The organism is Streptomyces sp. NPDC047917, assembly GCF_043204345.1.
GTDB classification, from domain to species: domain Bacteria; phylum Actinomycetota; class Actinomycetes; order Streptomycetales; family Streptomycetaceae; genus Streptomyces; species Streptomyces sanglieri.
Genome location: NZ_JBIDCA010000006.1, coordinates 130,895 through 146,316 on the forward strand (window position 1 = coordinate 130,895; position 15,422 = coordinate 146,316).

Annotated in this window: 15 protein-coding genes; 1 reads left to right on the top strand and 14 read right to left on the bottom strand. The window is 70.7% G+C overall.

Going from position 1 to position 15,422, the window contains the following annotated elements:
• Position 1: 1 nt before the first annotated feature.
• Together ACGF8B_RS15855 and pyrR are read right to left on the bottom strand one after the other, a co-directional pair.
• Positions 2-988, bottom strand: a complete 987-nt coding sequence (locus ACGF8B_RS15855) for an aspartate carbamoyltransferase catalytic subunit (protein WP_392738588.1) — start codon at positions 986-988, stop codon at positions 2-4.
• A gap of 92 nt (positions 989-1,080) precedes the next feature.
• Entirely contained in the window at positions 1,081-1,665 is a 585-nt protein-coding gene (gene pyrR / locus ACGF8B_RS15860; RefSeq protein ID WP_392738590.1) for a bifunctional pyr operon transcriptional regulator/uracil phosphoribosyltransferase PyrR, read from the bottom strand.
• Between the two features lie 221 nt (positions 1,666-1,886).
• On the opposite strand from pyrR, the gene bldD reads away from it, so the two are divergent.
• Positions 1,887-2,387, top strand: coding sequence for a transcriptional regulator BldD (gene bldD / locus ACGF8B_RS15865; protein ID WP_014044812.1), 501 nt, complete (start codon positions 1,887-1,889; stop codon positions 2,385-2,387).
• A gap of 181 nt (positions 2,388-2,568) precedes the next feature.
• Here bldD and nusB read toward each other — a convergent pair whose 3' ends face one another.
• The 12 genes from nusB to ACGF8B_RS15925 all read right to left on the bottom strand — a co-directional run bounded on the left by nusB (position 2,569) and on the right by ACGF8B_RS15925 (position 15,422).
• Positions 2,569-3,000: a transcription antitermination factor NusB gene (nusB, locus tag ACGF8B_RS15870; RefSeq protein WP_342279859.1), complete on the bottom strand. Its 432-nt coding sequence runs from the start codon at positions 2,998-3,000 to the stop codon at positions 2,569-2,571.
• 2 nt (positions 3,001-3,002) lie between these two features.
• On the bottom strand, positions 3,003-3,569 hold the full coding sequence (gene efp, locus ACGF8B_RS15875; protein WP_329593674.1) for an elongation factor P: 567 nt from the start codon (positions 3,567-3,569) through the stop codon (positions 3,003-3,005).
• 50 nt (positions 3,570-3,619) lie between these two features.
• Complete coding sequence (locus ACGF8B_RS15880) at positions 3,620-4,726, bottom strand: aminopeptidase P family protein (protein ID WP_392738596.1); 1,107 nt, start codon at positions 4,724-4,726, stop codon at positions 3,620-3,622.
• A 92-nt stretch (positions 4,727-4,818) separates the two neighbouring features.
• A complete protein-coding gene (locus ACGF8B_RS15885) occupies positions 4,819-5,640 on the bottom strand; it encodes a Pro-rich N-terminal domain-containing protein (protein WP_392738598.1) in 822 nt (273 codons plus the stop codon).
• Positions 5,641-5,766: 126 nt separating this feature from the next.
• The gene (gene aroQ / locus ACGF8B_RS15890; RefSeq protein WP_392738600.1) at positions 5,767-6,207 is read right to left on the bottom strand and encodes a type II 3-dehydroquinate dehydratase; all 441 of its coding nucleotides are present in this window, start codon (positions 6,205-6,207) and stop codon (positions 5,767-5,769) included.
• Positions 6,204-7,850 carry a 3-dehydroquinate synthase gene (gene aroB, locus ACGF8B_RS15895; RefSeq protein ID WP_392738602.1) on the bottom strand — a complete coding sequence of 549 codons (1,647 nt, stop codon included), beginning with the start codon at positions 7,848-7,850 and terminating at the stop codon, positions 6,204-6,206. The genes aroQ and aroB overlap by 4 nt, the downstream gene beginning before the upstream one ends.
• A complete protein-coding gene (aroC, locus tag ACGF8B_RS15900; RefSeq protein ID WP_392738604.1) occupies positions 7,847-9,031 on the bottom strand; it encodes a chorismate synthase in 1,185 nt (394 codons plus the stop codon). Before aroC ends, aroB begins: the two co-directional genes overlap by 4 nt.
• Before the next feature lie 145 nt (positions 9,032-9,176).
• On the bottom strand, positions 9,177-10,013 hold the full coding sequence (locus tag ACGF8B_RS15905; RefSeq protein WP_392738606.1) for a shikimate dehydrogenase: 837 nt from the start codon (positions 10,011-10,013) through the stop codon (positions 9,177-9,179).
• Positions 10,000-11,814, bottom strand: coding sequence for an endolytic transglycosylase MltG (gene mltG / locus ACGF8B_RS15910; protein WP_392738608.1), 1,815 nt, complete (start codon positions 11,812-11,814; stop codon positions 10,000-10,002). The genes ACGF8B_RS15905 and mltG overlap by 14 nt, the downstream gene beginning before the upstream one ends.
• Positions 11,815-11,909: 95 nt before the next feature.
• On the bottom strand, positions 11,910-12,383 hold the full coding sequence (ruvX, locus tag ACGF8B_RS15915; protein ID WP_392738610.1) for a Holliday junction resolvase RuvX: 474 nt from the start codon (positions 12,381-12,383) through the stop codon (positions 11,910-11,912).
• A 7-nt stretch (positions 12,384-12,390) separates the two neighbouring features.
• Positions 12,391-15,060: an alanine--tRNA ligase gene (alaS, locus tag ACGF8B_RS15920; protein WP_392738612.1), complete on the bottom strand. Its 2,670-nt coding sequence runs from the start codon at positions 15,058-15,060 to the stop codon at positions 12,391-12,393.
• Positions 15,060-15,422, bottom strand: a complete 363-nt coding sequence (locus tag ACGF8B_RS15925; RefSeq protein WP_392738614.1) for a DUF6167 family protein — start codon at positions 15,420-15,422, stop codon at positions 15,060-15,062. The genes alaS and ACGF8B_RS15925 overlap by 1 nt, the downstream gene beginning before the upstream one ends.

Genomic DNA, 15,422 nt, shown 5'->3' on the forward strand with positions numbered 1-15,422 from the left:
GTTACTTGTTCTCCTCGGTACGGGACGGGGCGGCGGGGGCGGCGGATTCGTACCCGCCCAGCAGCAGGTACAGGACGGCCATGCGGATCGAGACACCGTTGGCGACCTGTTCGACGACCGTGCACCGGTCGGAGTCGGCGACCTCGGCGGTGATCTCCATGCCGCGCACCATCGGGCCGGGGTGCATGACGACGGCGTGCCCGGGCATCCGCGCCATGCGGTCGGCGTCCAGGCCGTAGCGGCGGGAGTACTCGCGCTCGGTCGGGAAGTACGCGGCGTTCATCCGTTCGCGCTGCACACGCAGCATCATCACCGCGTCGGACTTCGGCAGCACCTCGTCGAGGCTGTAGCTGATGTCGCACGGCCACCGCTCGACGCCGACGGGGACGAGGGTCGGCGGGGCCACCAGGGTGACGTGGGCGCCGAGGGTGGTCAGCAGATGGACGTTGGAGCGGGCCACCCGGCTGTGCAGGATGTCGCCGACGATGGTGATCCGGCGGCCTTCGAGGTCCCGCCCCAGGCCGGTGTCGGTCCCGACCAGGCGGCGGCGCATGGTGAAGGCGTCCAGCAGGGCCTGGGTGGGGTGCTCGTGGGTGCCGTCGCCGGCGTTGACGACGGCGCCGTCGATCCAGCCGGAGGTGGCGAGGCGGTACGGGGCACCGGAGGCGCCGTGCCGGATGACGACGGCGTCGGCGCCCATCGCCTCCAGGGTCAGCGCGGTGTCCTTGAGCGACTCGCCCTTGGAGACGGACGAGCCCTTCGCGGAGAAATTGATGACGTCGGCGGAGAGGCGCTTGGCGGCGGCCTCGAAGGAGATGCGGGTACGCGTCGAGTCCTCGAAGAAGAGGTTGACGACGGTACGGCCCCGCAGGGTCGGGAGCTTCTTGATCGGCCGGTCCGCGACCCTGGCCATCTCCTCGGCGGTGTCGAGGATCAGGACGGCGTCGTCGCGGGTGAGATCGGCGGCCGAGATGAGGTGACGCTTCATCTGGGTGTTCTCCGGGGGCTGGAGGGTTCAGGCATGCGGGCGTGCGGAAGCAGCCGTAGTGGCTCGTGGCGGGCCGTACGGGGGTGCTGGGGCTACTGCTCGCCCGTCGGGGCGGTCCGCTCCACACCGAGCAGCACGGCGTCCCGGCCGTCCTCCTCGGCGAGCTGGACCTTGACCGTCTCCCGCAGCGACGTGGGGAGGTTCTTGCCGACGTAGTCGGCGCGGATCGGGAGTTCGCGGTGTCCCCGGTCGACGAGGACCGCGAGCTGCACCGCACGGGGCCGCCCGATGTCGCCCAGGGCGTCGAGGGCGGCGCGGATCGTACGTCCCGAGAACAGGACGTCGTCGACGAGCACGACCAGCCGGTCCTCGATGCCCTCGCCGGGGATCTCGGTGCGGGCCAGGGCGCGCGCCGGGCGCAGCCGCAGGTCGTCGCGGTACATGGTGATGTCGAGGGAGCCGACCGGCATTTTTCCGCCGGTGATCTCTTCGAGCTTCTCGGCGAGCCGACGGGCGAGGAACACGCCTCGCGTCGGGATGCCGAGGAGAACCACGTCGTCGGCGCCCTTGGCGCGTTCGACGATCTCGTGGGCGATTCGGGTCAGTACCCGGGCGATGTCGGGAGCCTCCAGAACGGGGCGTGCCGCATTGCCGGTGGCGTCGTGCTGTGCGTCCATAAGAAACGGACCTCCTTCTCCGTCTCACGGGACGGACCTTAAAGGACGTCGAAATTGCGTCATCCACGTTACCAGGGCTTGCGCCGGCCTCTGCTCCCGCCCCCGGGAGGTGCCGGTCCGGACCATTCGGCTTGACGCATCCAAGTAACGCTGCGTAACCTCACAGTGAGTTACCAGCAACGCGGCGGAGCCGCGAAATGTCCCAGCGTCCGGGGAGCCTTATGTCCAGCGAATACGCAAAACAGCTCGGGGCCAAACTCCGTGCCATCCGCACCCAGCAGGGCCTCTCCCTCCATGGCGTGGAGGAGAAGTCCCAGGGCCGCTGGAAGGCCGTCGTGGTCGGTTCGTACGAGCGCGGCGACCGTGCCGTGACCGTACAGCGCCTCGCTGAGCTCGCGGACTTCTACGGGGTCCCGGTCCAGGAGCTCCTGCCCGGCACGACGCCCGGCGGTGCCGCCGAGCCGCCGCCGAAGCTCGTCCTGGACCTGGAGCGTCTCGCCCACGTCCCGCCGGAGAAGGCCGGTCCGCTGCAGCGCTACGCGGCGACGATCCAGAGCCAGCGCGGTGACTACAACGGCAAGGTGCTCTCGATCCGCCAGGACGACCTGCGCACACTGGCCGTGATCTACGACCAGTCGCCGTCCGTGCTCACGGAGCAGCTGATCAGCTGGGGTGTGCTGGACGCGGACGCGCGTCGCGCCGTGGCCCACGAAGAGGGCTGACGCCCCGCTGAAGAAACGTGCCGCCGTGCCGGTGCGGTTCACCCCATCGGGTGCCCGCGCCGGCACGGCTTTTTCGTACCCGGCGGCCGCGCGGTGCTTCGCGCGTGACCGGCCGCCGCACGCCGAAGGGCCCACGGTCGAGCGACCGTGGGCCCTTCTCCGGCTGAACGCCGCCCGGAGGCTACTGCTCCCGGCGGAGGTTCGGCTTGAGGTCCTTGAAGCGGGCCAGCAGCCCGTTCACGAAGGACGGGGAGTCATCGGTGGAGAACTCCTTGGCGAGCTGGACCGCCTCGTCGATCACCACCGCGTCCGGGGTGCCGTCCTCCCAGATCAGCTCGTAGGCGCCGAGCCGCAGGATGTTCCGGTCGACGACCGGCATGCGGTCGATCTCCCAGTCCACCGCATAGGTCACGATGAGGTCGTCGATCCGGTCCGCGTACTGCGCGTACCCCTCGACGAGCTCCATCGTGTACTCGGTCACCGGCGGCTGACGGGTGTCGGCCCGCGAGTGCCGCACCCAGTCCGCGAGGACCGTCTGCACGGACTCGCCGCGCTGGTCGGCCTCGAAGAGGATCTGGAAGGCGCGCTTGCGGGCCTTGTTCCGGGCAGCCACGGTTAGCTGTTCACCCGGCCGAGGTAGTCGCTGGTGCGGGTGTCGACCTTGACCTTCTCACCGGTGGTGATGAAGAGCGGGACCTGGATCTGGTAACCGGTCTCCAGGGTGGCGGGCTTGGTGCCACCGGTGGAGCGGTCGCCCTGGACGCCCGGCTCGGTCTCCTGGATGACGAGCTCGACGGCGGCCGGGAGCTCGACGTAGAGCACCTCGCCCTCGTGCTGGGCGACGGAGGCCTTGAAGCCCTCGATCAGGAAGTTGGCGGCGTCGCCGACGGCCTTGCGGTCGACCATGAGCTGGTCGTAGGTGTCCATGTCCATGAAGACGAAGTACTCGCCGTCCATGTACGAGAACTCCATGTCGCGACGGTCGATGGTGGCCGTTTCGACCTTCACGCCGGCGTTGAACGTCTTGTCGACGACCTTGCCGGAGAGCACGTTCTTGAGCTTGGTGCGCACGAAGGCCGGGCCCTTGCCGGGCTTGACGTGCTGGAACTCGACGACGGACCAGAGCTGGCCTCCGTCGAGCTTGAGCACCAGGCCGTTCTTGAGGTCGTTCGTGGAAGCCACGGTTGCGGAATCTCCTGGACTGAAGCTGGTGGAACGACCGAGGATGCGCGCTAGAGCGCGAGCAGCTCCTTGGTCGTAATGGTGAGTAGCTCGGGTCCGCCGTCCGCCTCGGGGCGCACGACGAGCGTGTCATCGATCCGGACCCCGCCCCGGCCCGGGAGGTGGACCCCCGGTTCGACGGTGACCGGCACACAAGCGTCCAGTTTACCCATGGCCGCAGGTGCCAACTGCGGGTCCTCGTCGATTTCGAGTCCCACCCCGTGCCCGGTCCAGGGTGCCAGACCCCCGCCGTGCCCCGCGGAGTCCAGGAGGTGCCGGGCCGCACGGTCCACGTCGCGGTAGGCCGCGCCCGGCACGAGGGCCTCGCGCCCGGCCCGCTGAGCGGCGAAAACCAGGTCGTAGAGCTCGATCTGCCAGTCGGCCGGCGTCGTCCCGATGACGAACGTACGCCCGATCTCGCAACGGTAGCCGCGGTAGTTCGCGCCGAGACAGACGGAGAGGAAATCTCCTTCCTCCACCCGCCGGTCCGAGGGGCGGTGGCGTCCCTGGCCCGAGTTCGGTCCGGTGGCCACGGAGGTGGCGAAGGCGGGCCCGTCGGCGCCGTGGTCCACCAGCCGGCGCTCCAGCTCCAGGGCGAGGTGCCGTTCGGTGCGGCCCACCAGGATGGATTCCAGGAGTTCGCCCAGGGCCTGGTCGGTGATCTCGGCGGCGATCCGCAGGCAGGCGATCTCCTCCTCGTCCTTGACCACCCGCAGCTGCTCGACGGTGGCGCCGAGATCGGCCAGCCTCAGCCGAGGGGCCACCGAGCCCATGGCCCGGTGGCGGGCGACCGTCAGATGGTGCTCCTCGACGGCCAGCGACTCCGCGCCCGAGGAACCGGCCAGCTCGGCGGCGGCGACCGCCGGATCGCCGTCGGAGGCCGGCAGCGGAGAGATCCTCAGCTGCTCGTCGGTGCGCCCGTCGGCGGGATCACCGCCCGGGTCCCGGGGAGAGAGCAGGACGTCCCCGCCGGGTCCGAGCAGCAGCACGGCACCTGGGGGCGCTCCGCCCGCGAGATAGCGGACGTTGGCGGGGCGGGAGACCAGAGCGGCCGCGGATCCGACGGCGGCGCACCGGTCGCGAAGCAGCCCGCGGCGGACGGCGTACACCTCTGACATGCCACGAGCCTACGAGTGGTGGCGCGGGCCTGCGCGGTCAGCGCACCCGACCGGGGGGCGGCCGGGCACCGGGAGTACCGCCCGGTGACGGTTCACCAGGTCGGCGGGCTGGCTATGGAGCGGGCGAGTATGTCGTCCAGGACGCGGGCGGTGGTCTCCACGTCGTACGTCGAGTTGTCGATGATCGGCAGCCCGGAGCCGTACCAGCCGGCCATCCGGCCGTGGATCCTGGCGACCTCCTCGTCCGAGAGGCGGCGGTTCCCGCTGCGGGCGGCGTTGCGCTCCAGCACGATCTCCAGGCCGGGCAGCAGCACGACGGGCAGGAGCCCGGGGCCCACATGGCGCTTCCAGCCGCCGAGTCCGACCACCGGCCGGTCGGGGAAGACCGCGTCGTCGAGGATGCAGGAGATTCCGTTGGCGAGGAAATTGCGGGCGGCGAAGCCGCAGGTGCGGCGGGCCAGGCGGTACTGGGCCTCGGAGTGGTCGTTCCACCCGGCCTGCGGGTCGGCGAATCCGGAGCAGACCCATTCACGGACGTCGTCGAGGCTGACGTGGGCGGTGGGCACCCGGCGGCGGCTGGCCCAGAGCTTGGCCACGGTGGTCTTGCCGGCGCCCGCGGGGCCGATCAGGAGGACCGCGAGGGTCGCGCTGCCGGTGCCGGGTTCGGCGGGCGGCGCGGGCAACGGGACCGGGCCGCCGGGCGGCAGCTGGACGTGTCCCGTGGTCTCCCTGAGGGGAGGGCCCGGGGCATGGTGCGGGGCCGGCCCGCTCCAGCCGCCGGGCGCGGGCGGGGTGATGGGCGGCGGCCCCGGCGGACCGGGGTGGCCGGGGTGCTGGGCCTGGTGCGACCAGCCGACAGGTCCGCGTCCGGGTCCTTGGGGCGGCGGCAGCGGGGCCCCCACTGCGTGCTGCATCCGGTGCCACTCCGTCTCGTACAGGCAACTGGCGCTGATGGGACGGCAACCGTACCGTTCCCGGCCGCCGCTGGGACAACGGCCGGGAACGCGCGACGGTGCCCGGATGGCCGGGAAACCGGTTTGTCAGCCGGTCAGCTCGTCCGCGAGGGCGCGCAGGGCGAGGCGGTAGGAGCCGATACCGAATCCGGCCACCGTCCCCGTGGCCACCGGTGCGACCACGGAATTGTGGCGGAATTCCTCCCGTGCGTACGGGTTCGAGATGTGCACCTCGATCAGCGGGGCGGTGCGCTGGGCCGCCGCGTCCCGCATCCCGTACGAGTAGTGGGTGAAGGCACCCGGGTTGAGAACGACCGGAATTGATCCGTCCGCGGCCTCGTGGAGCCAGCGGATCAGCTCCCCCTCGTCATTGGTCTCGCGGACGTCGACGTCGAAGCCGAGTTCCTTGCCGAGGGTGCGGCAGGCCTCGACGAGTCCGGCGTACGAGGTGGCCCCGTAGACATCGGGCTCGCGGGAGCCGAGCCGGCCGAGGTTCGGGCCGTTGAGGACGAACACCCGGCGGGTCACGCCGACACCTCCCCGTAGGCGGCCAGCAGCACGGCCGGATCGGGCCCCTCCAGGACGGTGGGCTTGCCGAGGCCGTCCAGGACGATGAAGCGCAGCAGGTCGCCACGGGACTTCTTGTCGACCTTCATGTTCTCCAGCAGCTTGGGCCACTGGTCGCCGCGGTAGGTGAGCGGCAGTCCGACGGACTCCAGGACGGCGCGGTGCCGGTCGGCGGTGGCATCGTCGAGCCGCCCGGCAAGCCGGCCCAGCTCGGCGGCGAAGACCATGCCGATCGAGACCGCCGCGCCGTGCCGCCACTTGTAGCGTTCGTTCTTCTCGATCGCGTGGGCCAGGGTGTGGCCGTAGTTGAGGATCTCGCGCAGCCCGGATTCCTTCAGGTCGCTGGAGACGACCTCGGCCTTGACCCTGATGGCGCGTTCGATCAGCTCGGCGGTGTGCGGCCCGGTGGGCGTGCGGGCGCCCTGGGGGTCGGCCTCGATCAGGTCGAGGATCGCCGGGTCGGCGATGAAGCCGGCCTTGATGATCTCGGCCATGCCGCTGACGTAGTCGTTCACGGGCAGCGAGTCCAGCGCGGCGAGGTCGCAGATCACCCCGGCCGGCGGGTGGAAGGCGCCGACGAGGTTCTTGCCCTCGGCGGTGTTGATGCCGGTCTTGCCGCCGACGGCCGCGTCGACCATGGCGAGCACGGTGGTCGGCACGGCGATCCAGCGCACCCCGCGCAGCCAGGTCGCCGCGACGAAGCCCGCCACGTCGGTGGTGGCGCCGCCGCCGACGCCGACGATCACGTCGGTGCGGGTGAAGCCGGTCTGCCCGAGCGCCTTCCAGCAGTACGCCGCGACCTCGGCGGTCTTGGCCTCCTCGGCGTTCGGCAGCTGGATCGCGATGGCCTCGTAGCCCTGCTCGGCGAGGTCCTGACGGACCGCCTCACCGGTCTCGGCGAGCGCCTCGGGGTGCAGCACCGCGACGCGCTTGGCACGGTCGCCGATGAGCGTGGGCAGCTCGCCCAGCAGTTGCCGGCCCACCAGCACCTCGTACGGGTCGGTGCCCGCGCTGCCTGCGATCCGGATACGGGTGGGGCCCTGCTCGGTCATGGCTGTGTTCTCCCGGCCGGGCGCGACGGGATCGTCCGTGCGCTCCGGCAGTTCCAGTGCGTCGAGGACCGCCTGGGCGACCTCTTCGGGGGTGCGCTCGTCGGTGGCGACGGTCACCCGGGCCACCTCGGTGTACAGGTGGCGGCGGGCGTCCATCAGCTCCCGCCACTGCCGCCGCGGGTTGACCGCGAGCAGCGGGCGGGCGGTGTTCAGGCCGACCCGCTTGACGGCCTCCTCCACCTCCATCGAGAGGTAGACGACGGGGCGCCCGGCGAGCAGCTCGCGGGTCGTCGCGTCGAGCACGGCGCCGCCGCCGAGGGAGAGGACGCCGGTGTGCTCGGCGACGGCGGTGTGCACCGCGCGCCGCTCCAGCTCGCGGAAGTGCTCCTCGCCCTCGTCGTAGAAGATCTCCGGGATCGGCTTGCCGGCCGTGGCCACGACGTCCGCGTCGGTGTCCCGGTAGCCGGTGCCCAGCCGGCCGGCGAGCAGCTCACCGACCGTGGACTTGCCGACGCCCATCGGTCCGACGAGGACGATCAGCGGGCCGCTCATCGGATCTGGAGGTGGTCGAGGTACGACTGCACGTTGCGGTGGGTCTCGGCGACGCTGTCGCCGCCGAACTTCTCCGCGACGGCGTCGGCCAGGACCAGGGCGACCATCGCCTCGGCGACGATGCCCGCGGCCGGAACGGCGCAGACATCGGAGCGCTGGTGGTGGGCCTTGGCGGGTTCGCCGGTGACGACGTCGACGGTGGCGAGTGCGCGCGGCACGGTCGCGATGGGCTTCATCGCGGCCCGGACCCGGAGCAGTTCGCCGGTGGTCAGACCGCCCTCGGTGCCGCCGGAGCGGCCGGAGGCGCGCTTGATGCCGTCCTCGGTCACCAGGATCTCGTCGTGCGCCTTCGAGCCGGGGACCCGGGCCAGGTCGAAGCCGTCGCCGACCTCGACCCCCTTGATGGCCTGGATGCCCATCAGGGCGGCGGCGAGCCGGGCGTCGAGCCGGCGGTCCCAGTGGACGTGCGAGCCCAGGCCGACGGGCACCCCGTACGCCAGCACCTCGACGACGCCGCCGAGGGTGTCGCCGTCCTTGTGGGCCTGGTCGATCTCGGCGACCATTTCCTTGCTCGCGTCGGCGTCCAGGCAGCGCACCGGGTCGGCGTCGAGCTTCTCGACGTCGGCGGGCGTCGGGTAGACGCCGTAGGGCGCCCTGGCCGCGGCCAGCTCGACGACATGGCTGACGATCTCGATGCCGGCGGTCTCCTTGAGGTAGGACCGGGCGACGGCGCCGAGCGCGACGCGGGCCGCCGTCTCCCGGGCGCTGGCGCGCTCCAGGATCGGCCGGGCCTCGTCGAAGCCGTACTTCTGCATGCCCGCGAGGTCGGCGTGGCCGGGCCTCGGGCGGGTCAGCGGGGCGTTACGGGCCAGCTCGGACAGGACCGCGGGGTCGACCGGGTCGGCCGACATGACCTGCTCCCACTTGGGCCACTCGGTGTTGCCCACCATCACGGCGACCGGGGAGCCCATGGTGAGGCCGTGGCGGACCCCGCCGAGGAAGGTGACCTCGTCCTTCTCGAACTTCATCCGCGCGCCGCGGCCATAACCGAGCCGCCGCCGGGCGAGTGCGTCCGCCACCATCTCCGTGGTGATCGGGACGCCGGCGGGAAGACCCTCCAGCGTCGCCACGAGTGCGGGGCCGTGCGACTCCCCCGCGGTCAGCCAGCGCAACCTGCTCAACGGTGCTCCTCATGCTCGCGCCTGGAACTGCGACGGCGCGACCGGGTGCGCGGCCCTGGCCCGCCGCCCCCGATCCTCCCACGGCCGGGGAGCTCGGCCCGCCGCCGGTCCATCAGACGGACGGGCCGGCGGGCCGGAAGCACGGTCAGCGGGCGGCCAGCGCCTGTTCGCCGGCCCGGCGCATGGCGGCCAGCGGCGCCGGGGATCGGCCCGTCATCTGCTCGACCTGGAGGACGGCCTGGTGCACCAGGAGGTCCAGACCTCCGATGACTGGGCCGCCATGGGCCGTCCAGGCGGACGCGAGCCCGGTGGGCCAGGGCTCGTACAGCACGTCGAAGAGCGTGCCGGGACGCTCCGGTACGGCGCCCATCAGCCCGTCGGTGGCCCCGGCCGGGGTGGTCGCCACGACCAGCGGGGCGCGCAGGGCCTGCTCGGCCTCCGCCCAGTCGGCGATCCGGACGTCCACGCCGAGGCGTTCGCCCCAGCCGCGCATCTCGTCACCGCGCTCGCGACTGCGGACATAGGCGGTGACCGGTCCCGTGCAGATCTGCGCGAGCGCGGCGAGCGCGGACGAGGCGGTGGCGCCGGCGCCGAGGACGGCGGCGGACTCGGTCTTCTCCACCCCGCGTTCGCGCAGCGCGGCGATCATTCCGGGGATGTCGGTGTTGTCGCCGGTCAGCCGGCCGTCCTCGGTGAGGACGACTGTGTTGACGGCCTCCACCGAGGACGCGGTCGCGCTGACGGAGTCCAGCAGCGGAATGATCGCCCGCTTGAGCGGCATGGTCAGCGAGAGCCCGGCCCAGGTGGAGTCGAGCCCCTGGACGAAGCCGGGCAGCGCGGCCTCGTCGACCTCGAACCGGTCGTACGTCCAGCCGTCGAGGCCGAGTTCGGCGTACGCGGCCCGGTGGAGCACCGGGGAGAGCGAGTGCGCGATGGGCGAACCGAGGACGGCGGCCCGGTGGCGCCGGTCAGCCGAGGCCATGCTTTTCCTTGAACTTGTCGTTGAGCTTGTCGTGCTCGGCGGCCGTCTTGGTGAACTCCGTCTTCTTGCCGTCGAGCGAGATGAAGTACATCCAGCCGTCGCTGGTGGGGCTGAGCGTGGCCCGCAGGGCTTCGTCGCCCGGGTTGCTGATCGGACCCGGCGGAAGTCCCGCGTGGTAATAGGTGTTGTAGGGATCCGGGTTGGTCAGGATCTCGTTCGAACTGATCTTGATCTTGCTCTGCTTCTTCAGGTAATTGAAAGCGGAGTCGAATTGCAGCTTGCGGTTCGTGGCGATGTTGTCGGGCTTCAAGCGGTTGTAGACGACTTCGGCCATCTTGCGGAAGTCGTCGTGCGTGAGCCCCTCCGCCTGGACCAGGCTGGCGACCGTGAGGACCTGCCAGGGGCCGTCCAGCTTGTACTTCTTGGCCATTCCTTCGAGGTCGAGCTTTTTGTACTCCTCGTTTGACCGCGCGACCATCTTCTTGAGGATCGCCTCCGGCTTGGTCTCCTTCGTCACCGGATACGCGGCCGGGTACAGGAATCCTTCCAGCGGATCCTTGATGTCCTTGTTCTTGCTCGCCCAGTCCGGCAGACCGAGGTCGGACGCATCGGACTTGGCGATGCCCTCGGTCGTGCCCGCCTTGAGGTCCAGCTTCTTGTCGACCAGCTCGTAGATCTGGACGTTGCGGCGTCCCTCGGGAATGACCAGAAGGTTCTGGCTCGTCGGGTCGACCATCATCTTGACGGCCTCGGCCGCGGACATCTTCGAGTGGAGGAGATACACCCCGGCCTGGATCGACTTCCCCTTGGGGTTCTCGCTCTGCGCGGAGACGAACGCGTCGACGCTCTTGACGACACCCTGCTTCTTCAGGATGTTGCCGATGTCGTAGCCGAAGGCTCCCTTGGGGATCTCCACCTCGACCGATCCGGAACCGCTGCCCGCGTAGTCCGGCGCGGCGCCGAACTTGTCCTTCCAGTACGAGTAGCCGAAGTAGCTCGCCCCGCCGAGGCCGCCGACCAGGACCAGCGAGACGACCAGACAGGCACAGCCGTTGCGGCTCTTCTTCTTGCCCTTGCCCCGGCGCTCGTTGCCGCCCCGGCTGCCGCGGCGCGACTCACGCGGGTCGTCGTCGTGGTCGTCGTCCTTGCCGTCGCCGTCGTCGCGGTCGCCGTCGGCGTCGGCGTCGGCGCCCGTGAAGAACGGGTGGGTCTCCTCCGGCTGGACCTCGGGGTCCCAGTCCGGAGTCTGCGTCGGGGCCTGCTGGGGAGCGGCCTCACGACGGCCCGGGGGCTGCGGCGGCGGATACGCCTCCGGCGTGCCGTAGTAGTCCTGCGTCTCGCCGTAGCCGCCCTGTCCGCCGTACGGGTCGGCAGCCGGCTGGGCTTCGTAGGGCATCGCGGCGGGCTGCTGCCCGGTGCCCCAGCCGCCGTTGTCGTACTGCGGCTGCTGAGGCTGGGGCTGCTGCGCGTGCGGATCCTGCGGGACTCCGTAGCCGGATTGCTGCTGGTAGTGCTGCTGCGCGTACGGGTCCTGTGCCTGCGGCTGCTGCGCGTACGGGTCCTGCTGCTGCGTGTACGGATCCTGCTGCTGCGCGTACGGATCCTGCGCCTGCGGCTGCTGCGCGTACGGGTCCTGCTGCTGCGGCTGCTGCGCGTACGGATCGTGCGGGTAGGGCTGCTGCTGGCCGCCGTACTGGCTCTGGCCGTGGGGGGACTGCTGTCCTCCCCGTCCCTGGTCCCCGTACAAGGGGTCCTCGGGATGCCACGGTTCGGAGCCGGGGCCCCGGCCATACTCAGTCATCGATCCCCTAGAGCCGCGAGACGACGTTCCGTCTCTTGCTGTGCGGTGTTTGTTCGAAGCACCGCCGCATCGCGCGGAACGTTACCGTATCGCGATCAGACAACCACTTCGACGCCTTCGCCGGGTGCTCGGCCCGACGCCCGTTCGGACTCCAGAGCGTTCTGAAGGATCACCACAGCGGCAGCCTGGTCGATGACGGATCGGCCTTTCCTGGACTTCACGCCCGAAGCGCGCAGCCCCTGACTGGCCGTCACTGTGGTCATCCTCTCGTCCACCAGGCGCACCGGAATGGGTGCGACCGAGCGGGCGACCTCCTGGGCGAAGACCCGGATCTTGGCGGCGGCGGGCCCCTCACCGCCGCCGAGGGACCGCGGCAGGCCGATGATGATCTCGATCGGCTCGTACTCCTCGACGATCTGCCCGAGCCGCCGGTGGGCCGCCGGGACATCACGTCCCGGTACGGTCTCCACCGGCGTGGCGAGGATCCCGTCGGGGTCGCACGAGGCGACCCCGATCCGGGCGTCCCCGACATCGATCGCGAGACGACGACCGCGGCGCATCTGCGTCATTCCGTCGTCACGCCGTCTCGGTGACGAGGCGTTCGACGGCGGACACCGCGGCACCGATGGCCTCGGGGTCCTGGCCGCCGCCCTGGGCGACGTCCGGCTTGCCGCCACCGCCGCCGCCGAGGGTCTTGGCGGCGGTACGGACCAGGTCACCGGCCTTGAGACCGCGCTCGCGGGCGGCCTCGTTGGTGGCGATGACGGTGAGCGGACGGCCGTTGGCCGTGGTGAACAGGGCCACGACGGCCGGGCGGCCGCCCTGGATGCGGCCGCGGACGTCGAGGACGAGCCTGCGCAGGTCGTCGGCGGTCGTGCCGTCGGGGACCTGGCCGGTGACCAGGGCGACGCCATGTACGTCCTTGGCGGACCCGGCCAGCCCGGCGGCGGCCTGGAGGACCTTCTCCGCGCGGAACTTCTCGATCTCCTTCTCGGCGTCCTTCAGCTTGCCGAGCATTCCGGCGATCTTCTCCGGGAGCTCCTCGGGACGGCCCTTGACCAGCTCCTGGAGCTGGGCGACGACCGTGTGCTCCTTGGCGAGGAAGTTGTACGCGTCGACGCCGACGAGGGCCTCGATGCGCCGCACACCGGAACCGATGGACGACTCGCCGAGCAGCTTCACCAGACCCAGCTGGGCGGTGTTGTGGACGTGCGTACCGCCGCAGAGCTCCTTGGAGAAGTCGCCGATGGTGACGACCCGGACCCGCTCGCCGTACTTCTCGCCGAACTCGGCGATGGCACCCTGCTTCTTGGCCTCGTCGATCGACATGACCTCGGCCTGGACGTCGAGTTCGCGCGAGAGCACGTCGTTGATCTTCTGCTCGACGTCGGTCATGACCGAGCCGGGGACGGCGTTCGGCGAACCGAAGTCGAAGCGGAAGCGGCCGGGCTGGTTCTCCGAACCGGCCTGGGCGGCCGTCGGGCCGAGCGCGTCGCGCAGGGCCTGGTGCGTGAGGTGCGTGGCCGAGTGGGCGCGGGCGATGGCACGGCGGCGCTTGACGTCGATCGAGGCGAGGACCGGAGCACCGACGGTGACCTCGCCGACCTGGACGACACCCTTGTGGACGTGGACGCCGGGAACCGGCTTCTGGACGTCACGGACCTCGATGACGGCGCCGGTGTCGAGCCGGATCCGGCCCTGGTCGGCGATCTGGCCGCCGCCCTCGGCGTAGAACGGGGTGCGGTCGAGGACGACCTCGACCTCGTCGCCCTCGGACGCGGCCGGGGAGGACACACCATCGACGAGGAGGCCGACGATGGTCGACTCGCCCTCGGTGGAGGTGTAGCCGGTGAAGTCGGTGGCGCCGGAGCTGTCGGCGACCTCGCGGTAGGCGGACAGGTCGGCGTGACCGGTCTTCTTGGCGCGGGCGTCCGCCTTGGCGCGGTCCCGCTGCTCCTTCATCAGGCGGCGGAAACCCTCCTCGTCCACGGAGAGGCCCTGTTCGGCGGCCATCTCCAGGGTGAGGTCGATCGGGAAGCCCCAGGTGTCGTGGAGCAGGAACGCCTTGTCGCCGGCGAGGACCTTGCCGCCGGCGGACTTGGTCTCGGTGACGGCGGTGTCGAGGATGTTGGTGCCGCCCTTGAGGGCCTTGAGGAAGGCGGCCTCCTCGGCCAGGGCGACGGTCTCGATGCGCCTGCGGTCGGTGATCAGCTCCGGGTACTGCTGCCCCATCGTCTCGATCACGACGTCGACGAGGTCCTTGACGACCGGTCCGGTGGCACCCAGCAGCCGCATGTTGCGGATGGCGCGGCGCATGATCCGGCGCAGCACGTAGCCGCGGCCCTCGTTGCCCGGCGTGACGCCGTCGCCGATGAGCATCACGGAGGTGCGGATGTGGTCGGCGACCACACGGAGCGAGACGTCCGAACCGTGGTCGGCGCCGTAGCGGACGCCGGTCAGTTCGGTGGCCCGGTCCATGACGACGCGCAGGGTGTCGGTCTCGTACATGTTCTGTACGTCCTGCAGGATCATGGCGAGGCGTTCCAGGCCCAGACCCGTGTCGATGTTCTTCGACGGCAGGTCGCCGAGGATCGGGAAGTCCTCCTTGCCGTCACCGGCGCCGCGCTCGTACTGCATGAAGACGAGGTTCCAGATCTCCACGTACCGCTCGTCGTTGACGGCCGGGCCGCCCTCGACGCCGAACTCGGGACCGCGGTCGTAGTTGATCTCGGAGCAGGGGCCGCAGGGTCCGGGGACGCCCATGGACCAGAAGTTGTCCTTCTTGCCCAGCCGCTGGATGCGCTCGGCCGGCACACCGATCTTGTCGCGCCAGATGGCCTCGGCCTCGTCGTCGTCGAGGTAGACCGTGATCCACAGCCGCTCGGGGTCGAGACCGAAGCCGCCGTCCGCCACGGAGCTCGTCAGAGCCTCCCAGGCGTAACCGATGGCGCCTTCCTTGAAGTAGTCGCCGAAGGAGAAGTTGCCGCACATCTGGAAGAACGTGCCGTGCCGGGTGGTCTTGCCGACCTCTTCGATGTCCGGCGTACGGACGCACTTCTGCACGCTGGTGACGCGCGGGGCGGGCGGCTTGACCTCACCGAGGAAGTACGGCTTGAAGGGCACCATGCCCGCGGGGACCAGCAGCAGAGTCGGGTCGTCCGCGATGAGCGACGCCGAAGGGACGACGGTGTGACCGCGCTCCTCGAAGAAGCTCAGCCAGCGGCGACGAATTTCAGCCGACTCCATCAGTGGTCCTCATTCCGGTTGTACGACTTGTAGGGGAGCTTGCGGTATTCGGTGGTCCCGAGGGACCTTTCGGGGCCGACGGGCTCGGACGCCTCGACGACGTAGTGCCGCCGCACCGGGAGGTCCGGATCGACCGGCGCCTCAAGGCCCAGCGCCTCGCCCAGCTCGGCCTCGCGCCGCGCCATGGACTCACGGACGTCCAGGGCGAAGTCCTTGAGCTTGTGCCCCGTCTCGATCGCCCGGTCCGCGGCCTGCGCCGCGAGGCTCTCGGGAGTGAGCTGCTTGAGCTTCCGGTTGACCTTGGCGGTGGCCCAGACACCGGCGGCGGCGCCGGCGGTGAACCAGAACGTACGGCGGAACAT

Excerpts from the sequence above, each read along its gene's own strand:
- mltG (WP_392738608.1), bottom strand. The coding sequence starts at position 11,814 with ATGACTGAGTATGGCCGGGGCCCCGGCTCCGAACCGTGGCATCCCGAG.
- alaS (WP_392738612.1), bottom strand. The coding sequence starts at position 15,060 with ATGGAGTCGGCTGAAATTCGTCGCCGCTGGCTGAGCTTCTTCGAGGAG.
- ACGF8B_RS15855 (WP_392738588.1), bottom strand. The coding sequence starts at position 988 with ATGAAGCGTCACCTCATCTCGGCCGCCGATCTCACCCGCGACGACGCC.
- bldD (WP_014044812.1), top strand. The coding sequence starts at position 1,887 with ATGTCCAGCGAATACGCAAAACAGCTCGGGGCCAAACTCCGTGCCATC.
- aroB (WP_392738602.1), bottom strand. The coding sequence starts at position 7,850 with ATGAGCGGCCCGCTGATCGTCCTCGTCGGACCGATGGGCGTCGGCAAG.
- ruvX (WP_392738610.1), bottom strand. The coding sequence starts at position 12,383 with ATGACGCAGATGCGCCGCGGTCGTCGTCTCGCGATCGATGTCGGGGAC.
- ACGF8B_RS15880 (WP_392738596.1), bottom strand. The coding sequence starts at position 4,726 with ATGTCAGAGGTGTACGCCGTCCGCCGCGGGCTGCTTCGCGACCGGTGC.
- pyrR (WP_392738590.1), bottom strand. The coding sequence starts at position 1,665 with ATGGACGCACAGCACGACGCCACCGGCAATGCGGCACGCCCCGTTCTG.
- ACGF8B_RS15925 (WP_392738614.1), bottom strand. The coding sequence starts at position 15,422 with ATGTTCCGCCGTACGTTCTGGTTCACCGCCGGCGCCGCCGCCGGTGTC.
- ACGF8B_RS15885 (WP_392738598.1), bottom strand. The coding sequence starts at position 5,640 with ATGCAGCACGCAGTGGGGGCCCCGCTGCCGCCGCCCCAAGGACCCGGA.
- ACGF8B_RS15905 (WP_392738606.1), bottom strand. The coding sequence starts at position 10,013 with ATGGCCTCGGCTGACCGGCGCCACCGGGCCGCCGTCCTCGGTTCGCCC.